The organism is Methylomonas subterranea, assembly GCF_024505185.1.
In the GTDB taxonomy this organism is placed as follows: Bacteria; Pseudomonadota; Gammaproteobacteria; order Methylococcales; family Methylomonadaceae; genus Methylomonas; species Methylomonas subterranea.
The window spans coordinates 36,393-52,068 of sequence record NZ_JANIBJ010000005.1 but is presented as its reverse complement, the minus strand read 5'-3'; the positions used below and the strand labels follow the sequence as shown (position 1 = coordinate 52,068).

13 protein-coding genes are annotated in these 15,676 nt (G+C 51.1%); 5 read left to right on the top strand and 8 right to left on the bottom strand.

Annotation, left to right across the window (positions count from 1 at the left end; all coding sequences use genetic code 11):
- Positions 1–59 precede the first annotated feature (59 nt).
- On the top strand, positions 60–1,799 hold the full coding sequence (locus NP590_RS03850; protein WP_256600914.1) for a sulfite reductase subunit alpha: 1,740 nt from the start codon (positions 60–62) through the stop codon (positions 1,797–1,799).
- Positions 1,800–2,572: 773 nt separating this feature from the next.
- On the top strand, positions 2,573–5,023 hold the full coding sequence (locus NP590_RS03845) for an acetate--CoA ligase family protein (protein ID WP_256600913.1): 2,451 nt from the start codon (positions 2,573–2,575) through the stop codon (positions 5,021–5,023).
- A 57-nt stretch (positions 5,024–5,080) separates the two neighbouring features.
- Here the strand turns inward: NP590_RS03845 and NP590_RS03840 are convergent, their stop codons facing one another.
- The 3 genes from NP590_RS03840 to NP590_RS03830 all read right to left on the bottom strand — a co-directional run bounded on the left by NP590_RS03840 (position 5,081) and on the right by NP590_RS03830 (position 7,000).
- Positions 5,081–5,278 (bottom strand): hypothetical protein, encoded by a 198-nt coding sequence (locus NP590_RS03840; RefSeq protein ID WP_256600912.1) that lies wholly within the window; start codon positions 5,276–5,278, stop codon positions 5,081–5,083.
- A gap of 204 nt (positions 5,279–5,482) precedes the next feature.
- Positions 5,483–5,965, bottom strand: a complete 483-nt coding sequence (locus NP590_RS03835) for a hypothetical protein (RefSeq protein ID WP_256600911.1) — start codon at positions 5,963–5,965, stop codon at positions 5,483–5,485.
- A 102-nt stretch (positions 5,966–6,067) separates the two neighbouring features.
- The gene (locus NP590_RS03830) at positions 6,068–7,000 is read right to left on the bottom strand and encodes an HsdM family class I SAM-dependent methyltransferase (RefSeq protein WP_256600910.1); all 933 of its coding nucleotides are present in this window, start codon (positions 6,998–7,000) and stop codon (positions 6,068–6,070) included.
- 619 nt (positions 7,001–7,619) lie between these two features.
- Between NP590_RS03830 and NP590_RS03825 the strand changes: the two genes are divergently transcribed.
- The 3 genes from NP590_RS03825 (at position 7,620) to NP590_RS03815 (ending at position 9,012) form a co-directional block, all read left to right on the top strand.
- Positions 7,620–7,964, top strand: a complete 345-nt coding sequence (locus NP590_RS03825; RefSeq protein WP_256600909.1) for a UPF0175 family protein — start codon at positions 7,620–7,622, stop codon at positions 7,962–7,964.
- A gap of 6 nt (positions 7,965–7,970) precedes the next feature.
- Complete coding sequence (locus NP590_RS03820; RefSeq protein ID WP_256600908.1) at positions 7,971–8,459, top strand: PIN domain-containing protein; 489 nt, start codon at positions 7,971–7,973, stop codon at positions 8,457–8,459.
- Between the two features lie 235 nt (positions 8,460–8,694).
- Complete coding sequence (locus NP590_RS03815; protein ID WP_371927232.1) at positions 8,695–9,012, top strand: hypothetical protein; 318 nt, start codon at positions 8,695–8,697, stop codon at positions 9,010–9,012.
- A gap of 11 nt (positions 9,013–9,023) precedes the next feature.
- Here NP590_RS03815 and hbs read toward each other — a convergent pair whose 3' ends face one another.
- The 5 genes from hbs to NP590_RS03790 form a co-directional block, all read right to left on the bottom strand.
- Positions 9,024–9,296 (bottom strand): non-specific DNA-binding protein Hbs, encoded by a 273-nt coding sequence (hbs, locus tag NP590_RS03810; protein WP_256600907.1) that lies wholly within the window; start codon positions 9,294–9,296, stop codon positions 9,024–9,026.
- A 67-nt stretch (positions 9,297–9,363) separates the two neighbouring features.
- Positions 9,364–12,366: a type I restriction endonuclease subunit R gene (locus NP590_RS03805; protein WP_256600906.1), complete on the bottom strand. Its 3,003-nt coding sequence runs from the start codon at positions 12,364–12,366 to the stop codon at positions 9,364–9,366.
- A gap of 252 nt (positions 12,367–12,618) precedes the next feature.
- Positions 12,619–13,275 carry an AlbA family DNA-binding domain-containing protein gene (locus NP590_RS03800; protein WP_256600905.1) on the bottom strand — a complete coding sequence of 219 codons (657 nt, stop codon included), beginning with the start codon at positions 13,273–13,275 and terminating at the stop codon, positions 12,619–12,621.
- The gene (locus NP590_RS03795) at positions 13,275–14,579 is read right to left on the bottom strand and encodes a restriction endonuclease subunit S (protein WP_256600904.1); all 1,305 of its coding nucleotides are present in this window, start codon (positions 14,577–14,579) and stop codon (positions 13,275–13,277) included. The genes NP590_RS03800 and NP590_RS03795 overlap by 1 nt, the downstream gene beginning before the upstream one ends.
- On the bottom strand, positions 14,572–15,672 hold the full coding sequence (locus tag NP590_RS03790) for a PDDEXK nuclease domain-containing protein (RefSeq protein WP_256600903.1): 1,101 nt from the start codon (positions 15,670–15,672) through the stop codon (positions 14,572–14,574). Before NP590_RS03790 ends, NP590_RS03795 begins: the two co-directional genes overlap by 8 nt.
- Positions 15,673–15,676 lie beyond the last annotated feature (4 nt).

Below are 15,676 nucleotides of genomic sequence, written 5' to 3'. Positions count from 1 at the left end.
CCACCTTGAAATGTATAGCTATCGACCCGAACAGAATCGGCTCAAATGTTGGTAACCAAATGAAAGCACCTTTTATCCCATTAAACGCCCCTTACAGTGACACACAACGCGCTTGGCTAAGCGGCTTTTTCGCCGGCATGCACAGCCACATGCTGCACAGTGCCGGCAGCGTTAATCAGGCGGACGCCCGCATCTTGCACATTCTGTTCGGCAGCCAGACCGGTAATTCCGAATCATTGGCCAACGATGCCGCCGCCAGCGCCAAAAGCCATGGCTTACGGCCCATCGTCAAAAGCATGGACGAAGTGGAAATCGGCCAACTGGCCAAAATGGAATACCTGTTGATCATCACCAGCACTTACGGCGAAGGCGCCATGCCGGACAATGCCGAAATGCTGTGGGAAGCCGCCAGCGGCAGCGATGCGCCGCGCATGGAAAACCTGAAGTATTCGGTATTGGCTCTGGGCGATACCAGCTACGACTTATTCTGCCAAGCCGGTATAGATTGGGACAAGCGCCTGGAAGAATTGGGCGGCAAACGCCTGTTCGAACGAGTCGATTGTGACGTCGATTTCGAAGCACCGGCGGAAAAATGGATCAGCGAAGTGGTACCGCTGATGGCGGAAGGAGCCGCCACCGTTGCGGTCATCGATACCGAAAACCATGCCGGAAAATCCACTTATAACCGGAAAAACCCATTCCCGGCCAAACTCAGCGTCAACCGAATCCTCACGGCGTTGGATTCCTCCAAGGAAACCCGCCATTACGAAATTTCCATAGCCGGTTCCGGCCTGAGCTACGAAGCCGGCGACGCTATGTGCGTAATTCCCACCAATTGTCCTGAACTGGTCGCCGACATATTAAAAGCCCTGGGTTGCGCTGGCGATGAAGAAGAACCGGTCAACGGCGAGTTGATGAAACTGTCGGAAGCCTTGCGCACCCAGTTTGAAATCAAACTACCCAGCAAGGAGTTGCTGGAAGAACTCGCCAAACGCTCCGGCGACCAAGAGCTCAACGCCTTGCTGAGCGCCGGCAACAAAGACAAACTGAACGACTATTTGTGGGGTCGCGACACCCTGGACCTGCTGTTGCAATTCCCAGCCGTGGAATTTTCCGCCGCCGAATTTTTACGCCTGCTGAAGCCGCTACAACACCGCGCCTACTCCATTTCGTCCAGCGGTAAAAAATATCCGGACAGCGTGCATTTGACCGTGGCCAGCGTGCGTTACCAAGCCCACGACCGCCAACATAAAGGCGTGTGCTCGACCTATCTGGCCGATTTGGCCGGCGAAGGCGGCGAAGTGAAAATTTTCTTCACCCCCAACAACAATTTCCGGGTGCCCAACGACGACAGTCTGCCGATGATCATGGTCGGTCCCGGCACTGGCATCGCCCCGTTCCGCGCTTTTCTGCAGGAACGCGAATTCCGCAACGCCAGCGGTAAAAACTGGCTGTTTTTCGGCGACCGCAACGCGGCTACCGATTTTATCTACCGCGACGAAATCGAAGCCATGCGGGCCAGCGGCCTGCTGACCCGACTGGACTTGGCGTTTTCCCGCGATCAGGCGGAAAAAATCTACGTGCAGGATCGCATGCTGGAACACGGCGCCGAGTTATACGCCTGGCTGGAACAAGGCGGCTACTTCTTCGTCTGCGGCGATGCCTACCGCATGGCCAAGGACGTCGACCAAGCCCTGCACGACGTGGTCCGCCTGCACGGTAACAAAACCGTCACTCAAGCCGTGGATTACGTCAACCAACTGAAAAAAGACAAACGTTACGTCAGAGATGTGTATTAAGGATTTCCGCCCACAATGACTTCCGCAATCTATTCCCTCTCCCACCGAAGGTTGTCGTAAAAGCCGATCAGTCCCTTCTCCCCCGGGGAGAAGGTTAGGGTGAGGAATATAAATAGGGAAGTTAGTTCTACTTTGTCACATTTAAAAACCGCCGTCATGCCTGCCTGGAAGCGGGCATCCAGCGCCATGGATGGCAGGCTTCGGTCCATCCATGGAGCCTGTATTCCGGCAATCCCTGCCGGAATGACGAATTCCTTTAAGAATCTGACAAAGTAGAATTAGGGGCGAAATCCTAAGCGCCGTCCAAACTAAAACGCATAAAAAAGCCCCTGCAGCCACTATGCCTAGGCTTTTTTTCAAACCGACCGGGCCAGGAAACCAAAATTCGTCACTGTTCAGCGATTGTGAAGCGTAGGGTGGATATGCCCCACGCATCCACCATGACGGATGCACTTCGCTTATTCTACGTTTGATCTACGCTGTTTAGACTGAATAATTAGCAAAATACAAGCATTTCAAACCAAGTGGATTTAGACTCGAGACTATGCCCGGATAGCTCGGGCGGTTCCCATGGCACACAGCCTTCGTTGCGTCCATGCTTGCGTAACACGTCGGCAAAATTTGCGCTTATTTACAACCCTAGAACTTAATGTCAGCGTTTGCCACATTCGGATGGCAAATCGCATAATACTGCAAGTTCATCAACGACCGAATCATGCAGGTGATGAACGGAAAAATATCTATCACAGGATCGAGCCTCCATCTCAATAATCATGACAACTCGCGATTTATTCATCCAAGCGGTGGAGCATTACGATGCCGGCCGATTGGGCAAGGCCCAAAAAAGCTTGGTAAAACTGCTCAATAAGGCGCCCAACCATGAACAAGCCCGTTATTATTTGGGGCTGACGGAGCAGCAACTTGGACGTGTCGAGCTGGCTGCCGTGCATTTTAAAAATGTCCTGGACCGGAATGCCGACGAAGCGGCTTACTGGGTGGCCTATGTCGAGGCATTGATAGCTTTAGGCGATAGACAAGCCGTCGCGGTTTTTGTCGACGCTGTACGTCGAGGCTTGCGAGGAGAACCCGCGCAACGGTTGGAGAAAAAAATTCGCGAAGCCTTTTCACCCGTGGAAAGATCGCTGCAAGTGTTAAATTGCAAGGTATTAAAAGGCGGGCGCCATGGCATTCGTCAGCCCGTGTTGGAAGCGCGGATTTCAGTCAACACCAAAACGGAAATTGATCGGACAACGCTTATTACCCAATTACAAGAAGTTCTGGAATTATCTTTTAACCCAGCCCCGCTCAGTGATGCAACCCACGCCAAATGGCTGGCGCAACTGTTGCTTCTGAGCGCATGCAAACTGCAACAGGCCGCCGGCCATCCGATTTTCTCGGAGGGTTCACTGATCGAACTGTCGGCGAATCAGTTTTTGCTAGCGATTCCCTACGACGACGGCGATACAGCAATGAAAGTGTTGAAGTGGATGGGCGCCGTACTGAATTCCATGTTAAGCAATCCCGAATGCGCCTTATCGGATGAGTTGAAGACGCAACTGCAATCGTTGCGGGAGAACTGGAAAGCAGCGGCGTTGGGGTCCAAAGATATGTTGGCCTTTCTAGCTAACGCCGACAGCCGGGGTTTGCCTTGGGTGAACAGGGCCGGTTTCCATTATCAGTTTGGCTACGGGAACAAGCAGCGTTGGTTGCACACTACCTTTACCGATCAAACCAGCCGAGCGGGTGCCTATCTCGCCAGAAATAAGACTTTCGCATTGCAGTTGTTACGCCAGGCAGGCTTACCGGTACCGACACACATTCTTATAAACTGCGTTGAAGACGCTTTGAAGGCCGCCAAATCGATTGGTTACCCGGTCGTGGTCAAGCCCGACGATTTGGATCGGGCGCTTGGCGTGTCGGTGGGTATTAACAACCCGGCGTCACTACAAAAAGCCTATCGGGCGGCCAGTGAGCACTCTTCCCGAATTGCCGTGGAAAACCACGTACCCGGCGTCAGTCTGCGGTTGAATATTCTGGGAGGCCGTTTGCTTCAGGCGACGCTTATTCGCCCAGCGGGCGTCACGGGCAACGGCATTGACACCATCCAACGACTGGCCGCGCGTAACGAGGAAAACAGCCTAACGACCGCAAAGCTTATTCTGGACCAAGAATCGCATGAACTGCTGGCCGAACTGAATATGACGGAGGAATCGATTCCGGAAAACGGCCGCTTCGTGCAACTGAAGCGGATGGCCAGTACCTTTAATGGCGGATCGAGGGCAAACGTCATTGACCAAGTGCATCCCGAGAACGTTAATTTGGCGCGACGAGCCGCCGAGGCAGTCGGATTGGATTTTGCCGGTGTGGATATATTGATTTCCGATATCACTCAACCCTGGCATGCCGCCGGCGGCGTCATCAATGAAATCAACGCAGCGCCCATGTTTAGCGCTACTCGCCCGGAAGCCTATGCTGAAGTATTGGACTACCTGCTGAACGGGTCTGACGGCAGGATTCCCATCGCCACGATCATCGGCGAGAGCAGTATTATTGCCCGCATGCTGCATGCGATCATGCTGGAAAAACAGGGAAGCACCGGTCTCAGTTGCGCACAAGCTGTTTGGCTTGGTGAAGAAAAACAAGTGTTTTGGGACTGGTCCGGCTTTAATGGCGGACGTTATTTGCTCAACCGGAAGCAAACCGATGCAGCCGTCATGGCACTTACAGCCGATGACATTTCACAGAACGGTTTTCCGTACGATTTGTGCGATGTAACCGCGTTGTTGAATTTGCCGGCCGGTACGGGCTTCGATTATGAACTAGAGCGCGTTCGTCGTTATGTGATTGTTAATGCCGACAATCCGGCCTGCTTGGCACAAGTCGATGCATTACCCCACAATCGATCAATATTGGTTACCGGTGATGCCGGCAATCCGCAACTAACCCAGCATCTGGAATCGGGTCAAACCGGCGCTTGGTTGGCGGGAGATTCCTCGGAATATCAATTGATGCTGGGAACCCTTGCGCGAGCCGAAGTAATTTTCAGCAGCGGGCAATTGCCGACCGCGCCGGATGTTTCAATAGACAGCATGGCTTTTAGTGCGCTATTTGCCGGTGCAATTGCCTTTGCCATGGAATGTTCTAACGACGAAATACGACAAGGACTGCTGAAATTCACCAACCATGGCTATGAAAAATCACATAGTGCCATTTTGCACCCGTGATGAAACGAGCTGTAACATTTGCGCCAACGGCGTTTCGTTCGCCAGCGAAAATGGCAGTCATTGCTTCAAGTTGATATTGATATGCACCACCCTAAGCAACTCCTCGCTGCCATGCAGATGCCTTCCGACATAAGCCCAACGCATATTGTGACCGGTGATTGAACCTTCCTGCCGCTCCGTCAACTCAGCGCCGGCTTGCTTGCGCAAGCGCGAAACGATATTGGCAATATCGGGCTTTTTGACGTATTCGATCACGTAAGCGCTCGGCTGTCTGCCAGTCGAATACCGAGCCACTAATTGTGATGGCTTGCGCATGGTAAGCGGGGCCGTCATAAATTTTGGCTTTAGCCAGCCGTTGCTCGGCGCTCAATAAACTTTCCGAACGGATGGTAAGATCGACGCGGCCATTGCTGTATGCTTCGCGAACCATCGACAATCCCGGCCTACTTTAGGCGGCGGCTAAAAACGCCGACAGCTTTCTTCGCTATCGTCGGCCAAATGATGCGCCTCGGCTTCCATACGCTGAATACTGCGCGCAAAATGCAGTTCGAGAAATTCATCGAACTCTTTAGCGGAGCTCGCCCCGTAAAATTTTCCAAGCTCGGGAAACCAACTAAAAAGCTTGCTCAACTTACTGCCCATGACTGCCTCGCATCGTCTCGGCGGCCTGCGCCGGCACCGTCCAGCGAATCGACACCTTATCGGCCCAATCCGCATAGTCAAGCGCCGCTCGCTGCCTGACATCGCAAAACTCAACGAACGATTGGAATATTCCATGTCGCCTTCGATAAACTCGCGGCGCAATACGCCCACGTCGTGCGCGGACAGCAAATTCAACACAGGGAACAGAATATGACTCGCCGAGAGCTGGTCGCGGGCTTCCACGGCAGCCAAGTCAGCCAAATTCAGAAAATCGCGCCTAACTATCCATGTCGATGGCATCGAGCACGCTCTTGGAAAGGTCTTCCTCTTTCGGTGCCGGTAATTTCGGGATCAGGAAATTCAGAAAAATCGCCAGTTTTTCCTAAGCCGGGTGTCCATAGGTCAATATCGCACCGAGGAAACCATAGCTGTGCACGAAGGCCTTGGCTTTGCCTTTAAACTCGATTTGGGCATTTTCATCCAATTGCCGTTGGCACGCTTCGACGCAAACATCCAGGATCGGGTCCAACTCCGATGTTGAATCAGGTAACGGCGGCCCACGTCTTCGGCGCCGTAGCGGCGCGACAAGGCCCGCACCCTGCAAAGTTGATGGAAGCGCGGAAATACCTGTTTGCGCTTATTCTTACCGCGCTCGCCTTCCTCTTCGACGATCTGGGCAAAGTTTTCGATGATGTTGGCTAGCAATTCCTTGGCCAACACCCGCTTCCACAGGTAATCGGATTTCAGCCCGTCCGGATTGGGCGGATTGCCGGCACCGCTGTTCCAGCCCTGGTTGAACGGTAAAAACCACGAGGTTTTGCCGGTTAAATGCGTGCAAAACGCCACTTCACTGTCGTCCACCGCAAAATGCACTTCGAGGGCCTCGCGGCGGATGTTGCTTTCGCCCTGGCCAGCATCGCCGGTAAATAGCGCCGAGCCGTTATGTGCCAAGGCAATACGGCTGCCCAATGGGGTGTTGTGCTTCATCTTCCGCGGTTTGTTGACCAAAAACATCAACTGGCCGTCGCTGGAACGCGTGATGAGTTTGTATTCCGGGTCACCGTCGCGGGTGGCCATGAAGCGCGGGTCAGTAAAACCGGCTTTGCCGCCCATGCGTTCCAGGTCGGTTTTCCAGCTTTTGCCGTACGGCGGATTAGACAGCATGAAGTCGAATTCACGCGCCGGAAACCGGTCAGCCGACAAGGTGGATTTATCCGCGCCGCCGACGATGTTCTCGGCCTCTTCGCCTTCGCCCTTTAGCAACAAATCGGCTTTACAGATGGCGTTGGTTTCCGGGTTGATTTCCTGGCCTGGGACACTTTTTGCGAATTCCATCCAAGCAATATCCAAGAACGCCGACCATTTGGCCGCATACAGCCAGCAAATTTCGATGAAGCCTGAATTATCGTCGAAGCCCTGAGAGACGGACTCGCTGAATTACCTTACTCTGAAAGTAAAAAATCGAGCGGGAACGGTTGCTTGTTGGACAGGCGACGGCAGCAAGGATGCTGCCGTCGAGCCTACACGGACGTATTTACGGCGTCTTGTCCGGCGAGGAACCGTGCCCAGCTGCACTACTTTCATTTGCCGGGGCGATCGCCCGGCCTTCATGAACGTTACTCTGAAAGTCACGTGTCAACCGCCCAAAAACTAACGACATAACGCCGTTGACTTTCATATGCCGGGGTGATTGCCAGGCCTTCATGAGCGTTACTGTACGACCTGCCATACGCCCTATTTAGTCATTCATGGCTGTAAATACCCGCAAGTCTGCCAAATGTGCATGCTAAGCCAAATCCCTAAAACCAGAATCATCACCGAGTAATCAATCCTAGTAGCGACGTTGTCGTAGCCACATAGGGGTCGATTCAACGCCCAGGGAAACAACTTTATGCAACAATTTTCATTTAGAGGATTATAATCCACCTATCTAATCTTCCTATGTAATCAGGCTATGAAAACAGTGAATGTTAGCGGTCTAAAGAACAACCCCAGCGAAGCTCTGCGCATGGCTCACGAGGATATGGTCCTGGTTATGAATCGAAACGAACCGGACGCGGTGATGGTTGGCCTAAAATCCACCAAAATCATCGGCATGCCTGGTGTTCGCAAGGCCTTGGCGACAGCCTTATTCAAAGACGGAAATTTATCCCTTGCCCGCTCCGCTAAACTGGCCGATATGCCATTGGCAAACTTTATTGCGCACGTCTCGCGCCTGGGTATTTCCGTCATCGAGCAAACAGCGGATGAAGTCGAGGATGATTTGGACACTCTGGACCAGTGGCTCAACCAAGCCTGATCGCGGATGACCAAAAAAGTCATTGTCGATGCCAGTCCATTGATCGGACTGGCGTTGGTGGAGGGTTTAATCTGGCTGCCCCAGTTATTTGGCGAGGTTTTCGTACCTGAATCGGTGAAACAGGAAGTGTTACCCGGCAAATCGGCGCCGGGTGAACAAGCGCTGTTCCATGCATTCGATTCAGGTTGGTTGACGGTATGGCATGAATCCATCACACCACGTTTGGATATCGACCTGGACGTTGGTGAAACGGATTGCATCAACATCGCGCTATCGTCACCCCAAAACTATTTGCTGATCATGGATGAACGTGCCGGCCGGGCTGTGGCCAAAGAATATCAACTGCAGTTCGTCGGTACGGCCGCAGTCATTGGTCTAGCCAAGAAACAAGGTTTGATTGCGTCTGCTCGAGCGGCTTTTGAAGTCTTGCACCGATCGGATTTTCGAATTTCGGCTACGGCAATCAACAAAATTCTGGCGAGTGTCAGCGAATAATCGAATCGATATTCAGGCTAATTTTCTTTGCCTTGTTGAAATAGTTTTGATTTAAAAAACCGACTCAGAACGTTAGCTCAATCGCGGTACGATTGCCCAGCAACTTAGGCATGGAGAAAACAATGTCTTCACAGTCATCACTCTCAGAACGGTTCAAACGGCCCAGCCAATCGATTTAAACTCGATCAAATCACTCGATGTTCAATGGACATCATGCAACTGTCGATTGTCCCGAATGCCATCGAATCATGGTGCCGCGCGTTATTACCTCTCGGGTCTGGATCGGGTCGATTGGACTCAAGTCAACCTGGACGAATGGTTGGGCATTCTGGCGCAGACCGGGCATTTACCGACAGACGCCAATGCAGCCTCCATGCTCAATCTCGATCAACTGACCGGTACTGGCAGTCGGCTCAATCCACAAAAATACGGCGCCACCACGACCACACGCCAAGATACGTTGACCCGCACCCAAGGCCGGATGACCGAATTGGATGTACCTACGGTCAAACGGCAATCTGAGCTGGAAGGTGGGGGTATGGGACCGCAATAAAGGCGGCCGAATTACTGAACGGCGTCTTTCAGGCCTTTACCGGCTTTGAACGATGGCAGTTTGGCGGCGGCTATCGTGATTGCTTCGCCGGTTTGGGGATTACGACCAGTGCGCTCTGCACGTTCTTTCACTTCAAACGTTCCGAAGCCCACCAGTGCCACTGAATCACCCGATTTGAGAGCTGACTGTATAGACCGGGTAATGCCATCCAATGCGCGGCCGGCATCGGCTTTGGTCAGGTTGGCATGGCTGGCGATGGCGTCGATGAGGTCGGATTTGTTCATAATTGAGAGTTGATGGTTTTAAAAGTTAATAAATTTAGATCATTCAATAAATACAGCTATCGGCGCATCACGCCACCATTTGCCGCAAACTCTGCTGCATGGCGGCTTTAAATGCGGGATCGTTGGCAAGCAATTTATAGAGTTCCAATTCATTGCGGCGATTCTTGAGTATCACGTCTTCAAATATCTTTTCAAACGCCAAGATTCGGGTATGCACATCGGGGTTGTTTTGATATTTTTCCTGGAAATCAGGATGCGCTTTGATACCGTCGGCGATATTGATGAACTTGATGCGCTGCTCTTCAGGCGTTGCACCCCAGCCTTGAAACCAGCGCTCGTTAAAGCTACGAATGATTTCATCCAACGGATCATGTTCTTGATTGCCGCCATGCGCACCACGGAGATTGGGGTTTTGCGGCACCAGCTCGGTTTCGCTGGCATCCAAGCCAATGTGGTGGTTGAGTTTGACCCGTTCCAAACCATAAGACGACAAATCCACCGACTCCAGCAATTCATCAATCTGATCCGCATTGGGGTCTTTCACGATCAGCTTGGGGATCAAAAATTTCAGGAACCAGAACAGCTTTTCCCACGCAACAATTTCAAATGGCATGATGGCGGCCATTTGTCCGTAGATTTTGACAAACTGCTTGGCCTTGATCTTGAAGTCGGCTTTAGCCAGTTCATCAAGCGCCAATTCCTGATTGAATCGGTCCGCCGCCGTATCGATCAGAGGGCTTAGCTGCTGGGCATCGGTATTACTAAAATACAGTTCGACAAACTGCTCAACCTCAAACCACTCATACACCGCCACCTCATCCAGCGCATCTTTTAACTCATGCAATACATTGACATCCGTGGCTTCCGACAAGCGCGTGGCGGTATAAAAAGGATCGAAGGCGGTTTTAATATCGTCTACCGAATTAAAGAAATCCAGGATGAACAAATCTTCGGTTTTCTTACCCCACTTGGGCGCTGCCCGATTCAAGCGCGACAAGGCTTGCACCGCCAGTACGCCTTGTAATTTTTTATCGACATACATCGCACTGAGCTTGGGCTGATCGAATCCGGTCAAGTATTTGTTTGCGACGATCAACAAACGGTACTCGTCTTGATCGAAATAATCGCGGGTTTCATTTTCGGCAAAACCATTGATTTGCGCTTCGCTGTACTCGATGCCGTCAACTTCTTTGGTGCCGGAAAAGGCAATGGCAACCTTGAACGGATTGCCGCGGTCCTTCAATAACTGGCTAATCGCCCGGTAATATCGAATGGCCGCCTCAATATTCTGGGTGATCACCATACCCTTGGCTTTGCCTTTGAGCTTTTTGCTGTTGACCACCTGCGGAATGAAATGGTCCAGCATGATTTCCGCTTTCACGGCAATGGTCTGCTGATGGCGCTCGACATAGGCGCGCAGCTTTTTCTGTGCCTTGGCACTGTCGAACAACGGATTATCCGTGATGGATTTCTGGATCTCGTAATAGCTTTTATAGGTGGTGTAATTGGCCAGCACATCCAGGATAAAGCCTTCCTCGATCGCCTGTTTCATGGAATACAAATGAAACGGCTCGAAACTGCCATCCGCTTGTTTAACCCCGAACTTTTCCAAGGTGGTGTTTTTCGGCGTTGCGGTAAAGGCTAAATAGGAGGCGTTACCGCGCATTTTCCTGGATTGCATGGCTTGCAGAATTTTGTCCTGCACATCCAGCTCTTCCTCGGCTTGCTCGCTCTTGCCCATCGCCCGGTTCATATTGTCGTGCGCTGAACCGCTCTGCGAGCTGTGAGCCTCGTCGATGATCACCGCAAAACGTTTGTCGCTCAGATCGGCGATGCCGTCGATGATGAAGGGAAATTTCTGGATGGTGGTAATGATGATTTTCTTGCCCTGCTCCAGGGCGCTTTTCAACTCCGAAGACTTAAACGCCGGAGCGACGATGTTTTTGACTTCGGAAAAATCCTTGATGTTGTCGCGCAACTGCTTGTCCAGCAGGCGGCGGTCGGTAACGACGATGACCGAATCGAACAACGGTTTTTCCTGCCCCGACGGATACACTTCAATCAATTGATAGGCTGCCCAGGTGATGGAATTGGATTTACCGGAACCCGCCGAGTGTTGGATCAGATAGGTTTGCCCAACACCGTTTTGACTGGCATGCGCCACCAGTTTGCGCACTACATCCAGTTGGTGGTAACGCGGAAAAAACAAGCTGCGCTTATCCAACGGCTCTTTACTGCTGCCGTCCAATCGCACGAAATGCTGAATGATGTTGGCGACACTGTCTTTGCTGAACACTTCCTGCCATAAATAGGCGCTTTTGTGGCCGTTTGGATTGGGCGGATTGCCGGCGCCGTGGTTATGGCCTTTGTTGAACGGCAAAAAGAAGGTGTGCGGCCCGGCCAGTTTGGTGGTCATGTAGATTTCATCGGTATCCACTGCCATATGCACCAGGCAGCGGCCGAATTGCAGCAAAGGCTGATTGATGTCCCTATCTTCGCGATATTGCTTCTGGCCGTGATAACGCGCGGTTTGACCGGTCCAGGGATTTTTCAGCTCCAGCGTGGCAAACGGCAGACCGTTGATGAACAACACCAGATCGATTTCTTCCAGGGTATTGCTCAGGGAATAACGTACCTGACGGGTACTGCTGAAAATGTTGTCGGCAAAGTTCTGCTTCACTTTGTCGGAACTGCTGTCCAGCGGCGCCGGATACATCAGGTGCAAAGTGGCATCGTCGACACTCAAACCCTTTTTCAGCAAATGCAGCAGGCCGTATTTTTTGATCAGTTTGTCGAAGCGTTCCAGCACTTTAAGCTGCCAATCGCCGCTGTGCTTTTGCAACTTTTCCAGCTCTTTAGGTTGGGTGTGTTCCAAGAAGGCCCAAAAGCGTTTGCTGTCGATGGCATAACGGGCGTTGAAATCGTGCGGCAAGCCGAGCTGGTAGCCGTGGTTGGGGCTGAACGGCAGCTCGCCCGCTTCGGCAACACCCTTTTGCGCCTCCAGACAGGTGCCGGTCAGCTGTTTTTCGATGGCGATTTCCAGTTCTTTCTCGGTGGTTTTGCTGGTCATGGCTTTCCTTGGCTAAATAGGCGGAGCTTTGCAGAGTCCAGACGCGCCACAAATAAGTTTGTGGAGTCTAATTTTAAATACACGCTCCACAAACTGATTTGTTGCCGATAGGGACTCCTTAAACGATTCATAAAACTTCCATCGTAGTCAAAGCCCATAAAACAGCCACTCACCATCAAATGAAGCGTTCTTCGTATGCTTTTGATTTGTATGTACAAAACAAAAACCTCCTTGTATCGAATGCTTGCACGATCAAATGACCGTCAAATGAAAACGGGTCATGCCCAAAACGGCACATAGCGGTAAAACACCATTACGACCTTCCGGTAAAGGCTGGTTGGTCAAATCGAAATAAGCCGGGTAATCCAAAAGCTTTAATACCTCGGCTTCATCAACATCTTTGACCGCCATTTGCCGCTCAAAAGGCACCCGGTCAAATACGCGCCACAATGCGCGTTCTTTTTCCGGAAATTCCCGCAGTTTTTTCTTGTACGAACCCACACGAATAAACTCGACACCATCAAACTGCACAGGCGTGTGACTGGCGGCTTGAATTTCTAAAATCACCACCGGCTTGTCGTTACTCGCTTTAAACTCAAAAAAGCGGAAATGAATTTTGGGGGTTATCTTTTGTAACAACCAGCTTTCCAGCTCTTGTTGTTTATACGTTGTTGTAGCCGGTGTGAAATGAGTACCGACAACTTCATGGCTGGAGTCTTCAATTCCCCACACCATGTAAGCCGACTGCTTGCCGATCAACGCGGCGGCATTCGCTAACGCGGAAATATATTCACCGGTTTTTTCGGGATCATGATTCTGCTTGAACTCCACCCACTCCGTTTCCTTGGGTAACTTCACCAATTCCCTGAGTAAGGACAATAAATAGTCATGGCTACGTTCTAACGTCATCAAGCGGTATCCTGGCTTTCGACAAGTTCCGGCACCTTGATTTTACCGGTAACGGCGCTGTTGATCAGCGTGGCTTTGTATTCCTTGAGTTTGTCGATTTGCTGTTGCTGGATGGCAATGGCCTGATCGATTTTGGCGGATTGGGTTTCGATGTGGGTGACGATGGTGGTTTGTTCCTCAATAGGCGGGACGACAGACATCAATTGCTTAAACTCATTCCAATACAGTCTTTTCCGAAAATCGGTAATTCCTTTTGAATTTCTGTCCATTTGCTGAATAAATTCCGGGCAACGATATTGATACTCAAAATATGAAGAGGCTATTTTAGGGCTCGGTGTGGCAATGATATAGGCAGGACTTACCATACCTTTAACTGCCACTGCGCCAATCGCCCCCTGCCAAGCTCGCATCATATTGAAGACGATATCGCCAGGCTGAACCAAGTTATATTTGGTTTTATCTTCAATTTTGATTCTGCCACGGATATTTTCTTCATCGGATATTTCCTCTGAAGAAACGGCTGTATGAATTGAAACGGATAATAACGGTAAGCCCTCTTCGCCTTGTTCGATTCTTTCTCTGAATAAAGCTCGGTTTGCCAGTAACTCCCAATGCGCCGGAACCTCGCCGATCCACTCGACACCAGAATCGCGCATCGGTATGCTGGGATCAAGGCCACGGGTGACGGCGTTTTGAATCAGGATTTGCTTGCGCTCCTTCAGCAAGGCGATTTGTTGTTCCTTGATCGCCACGGCTTGGTCGATTTGCGCGGTTTTACGATCCAGAAAGGCGGCGATGGCGGTTTGTTCTGGGAGATTAGGTATCGGTAAACGTTGTATGCCAATAAAATCAGCATTAGCCCTCGGCATTTTCGAGCCATAGGTAGAGGCATCAACCAAATTAATAAAGTCAGTTGAAAGGAGTAAGTATTTAAAGAAATTAGCTGACTGCTTTTTTGCTCGATAAACCAAAAATTCTGTTGAACATATTCCTTCGCACGTAGCTAAAGCGACCTTGGCTAAATAAGGTCTTAGTTTTCCAAAAAGAATGTCGTTTTCACTGAATTTGTTGGCTAATCCTTCGACTTCCGATTCAGTTTCTATGAAGCGTCCAGACCATGATTCGATATTTTCCATGCCGTAATACTTCAATGTTGAATTTCGACTGGAAATTTTTTCAGAATTCAATGACAAGGAGTACTTAAGTGGAACTACTTTCCAATGCGCTGGAATCTCCCCCAGCCATTCCACCCCGGAATCCTTATAAGTCTCATAAGTCGGCAAAGCCGCCAGTTGCTCAATCATCGTCCGCCTCGTCAGTCTTGTTCATCAATTGCGCCTGCACTTTAATCCGCTCCCGTTCCAATTCGCGTTTTAGCTCGGCCTCGGTCGGTAGAAACGGCAGGTATTTGGCGGCAAACAACTGTTCGCTGTCGGTCAGCACCGAATACTTCACCACTGCTTCGCTTTTCTGGCTGCACAGGATCAGGCCGATGGTCGGGTTGTCGTCCGCCGAGCGTTGCTGTTGGTCGTAGATGCGCACATAGCTATCCATCTGGCCCACGTCTTGATGGCTGAGTTTGCCCAGTTTCAGGTCAATCAGTAAAAAGCACTTTAGCTTGAAATGGTAAAACACCAGATCGATGTAAAAGTCCTGGTCTTCGGTGCGGATGCGCTGTTGCCGGGCGACAAAGGCAAAACCTTTGCCCAATTCCAACAGGAAGGCTTGCAGGTTATCCAGCAGGCCTTGTTCCAGGTCGGATTCCAACAAGTGCTGGCTGGGCAGGTTCAAAAAATCCAGAATATAGGGATCGCGCAATACATCTTGAGGCCGCAGTTGCTGTTGCCGCAGGTTTTCAGCGGCGATATGCTGTTCCGCCTCAGCTTGAACCGGCGCTTTATCCTGGCTGGACAACAGGCGTTCGTAGTAGAGTTTGTCGATCTGCCGTTCCAGTGCGCGAGCGCTCCAACACTGCTCTATCGCCTCCTGTTGATACCAGCTTCTGGCGCCTGGATTTTCCACTCGGAGTAAGGTGCGGTAGTGCGTCCAGCTCAAATCGGTACGCACTGCGTTCCAATTTGGATAGGCCAGAAAAAAGCTTCGCATATTGCGCAGATTGCGAGCGTCGAATCCCTTGCCAAATTCCACAGTTAATTGCGCGGATAATATCTGCAATTGCTGCTTACCGTAGGCGGCTCGGGCCTGTCCGTGTTGTTCGTGCTCGACGATCAAACAGCCAATCTGCCAATAACATTGCACCATCGCGCTATTCACGGCCTGCTGTACTTGTTGACGTGACTGTTGAATGACCAGGGCAATATTACTGAAAAGCGGCGCTAGTCCATCGTTTAGCGACGGATGTGCACTTGCTGATTTCAATGGTTCGGCATCGTTCATCATC

What these genes read in the sequence shown, in the direction of transcription:
- NP590_RS03835 (WP_256600911.1), bottom strand. Translation starts at nt 5,965, where the DNA reads ATGCCATCGACATGGATAGTTAGGCGCGATTTTCTGAATTTGGCTGAC.
- NP590_RS03825 (WP_256600909.1), top strand. Translation starts at nt 7,620, where the DNA reads ATGAAAACAGTGAATGTTAGCGGTCTAAAGAACAACCCCAGCGAAGCT.
- NP590_RS03805 (WP_256600906.1), bottom strand. Translation starts at nt 12,366, where the DNA reads ATGACCAGCAAAACCACCGAGAAAGAACTGGAAATCGCCATCGAAAAA.
- NP590_RS03830 (WP_256600910.1), bottom strand. Translation starts at nt 7,000, where the DNA reads ATGGAATTCGCAAAAAGTGTCCCAGGCCAGGAAATCAACCCGGAAACC.
- NP590_RS03790 (WP_256600903.1), bottom strand. Translation starts at nt 15,672, where the DNA reads ATGAACGATGCCGAACCATTGAAATCAGCAAGTGCACATCCGTCGCTA.
- NP590_RS03820 (WP_256600908.1), top strand. Translation starts at nt 7,971, where the DNA reads ATGACCAAAAAAGTCATTGTCGATGCCAGTCCATTGATCGGACTGGCG.
- NP590_RS03800 (WP_256600905.1), bottom strand. Translation starts at nt 13,275, where the DNA reads ATGACGTTAGAACGTAGCCATGACTATTTATTGTCCTTACTCAGGGAA.
- NP590_RS03795 (WP_256600904.1), bottom strand. Translation starts at nt 14,579, where the DNA reads ATGATTGAGCAACTGGCGGCTTTGCCGACTTATGAGACTTATAAGGAT.
- hbs (WP_256600907.1), bottom strand. Translation starts at nt 9,296, where the DNA reads ATGAACAAATCCGACCTCATCGACGCCATCGCCAGCCATGCCAACCTG.
- NP590_RS03850 (WP_256600914.1), top strand. Translation starts at nt 60, where the DNA reads ATGAAAGCACCTTTTATCCCATTAAACGCCCCTTACAGTGACACACAA.
- NP590_RS03845 (WP_256600913.1), top strand. Translation starts at nt 2,573, where the DNA reads ATGACAACTCGCGATTTATTCATCCAAGCGGTGGAGCATTACGATGCC.
- NP590_RS03815 (WP_371927232.1), top strand. Translation starts at nt 8,695, where the DNA reads ATGCCATCGAATCATGGTGCCGCGCGTTATTACCTCTCGGGTCTGGAT.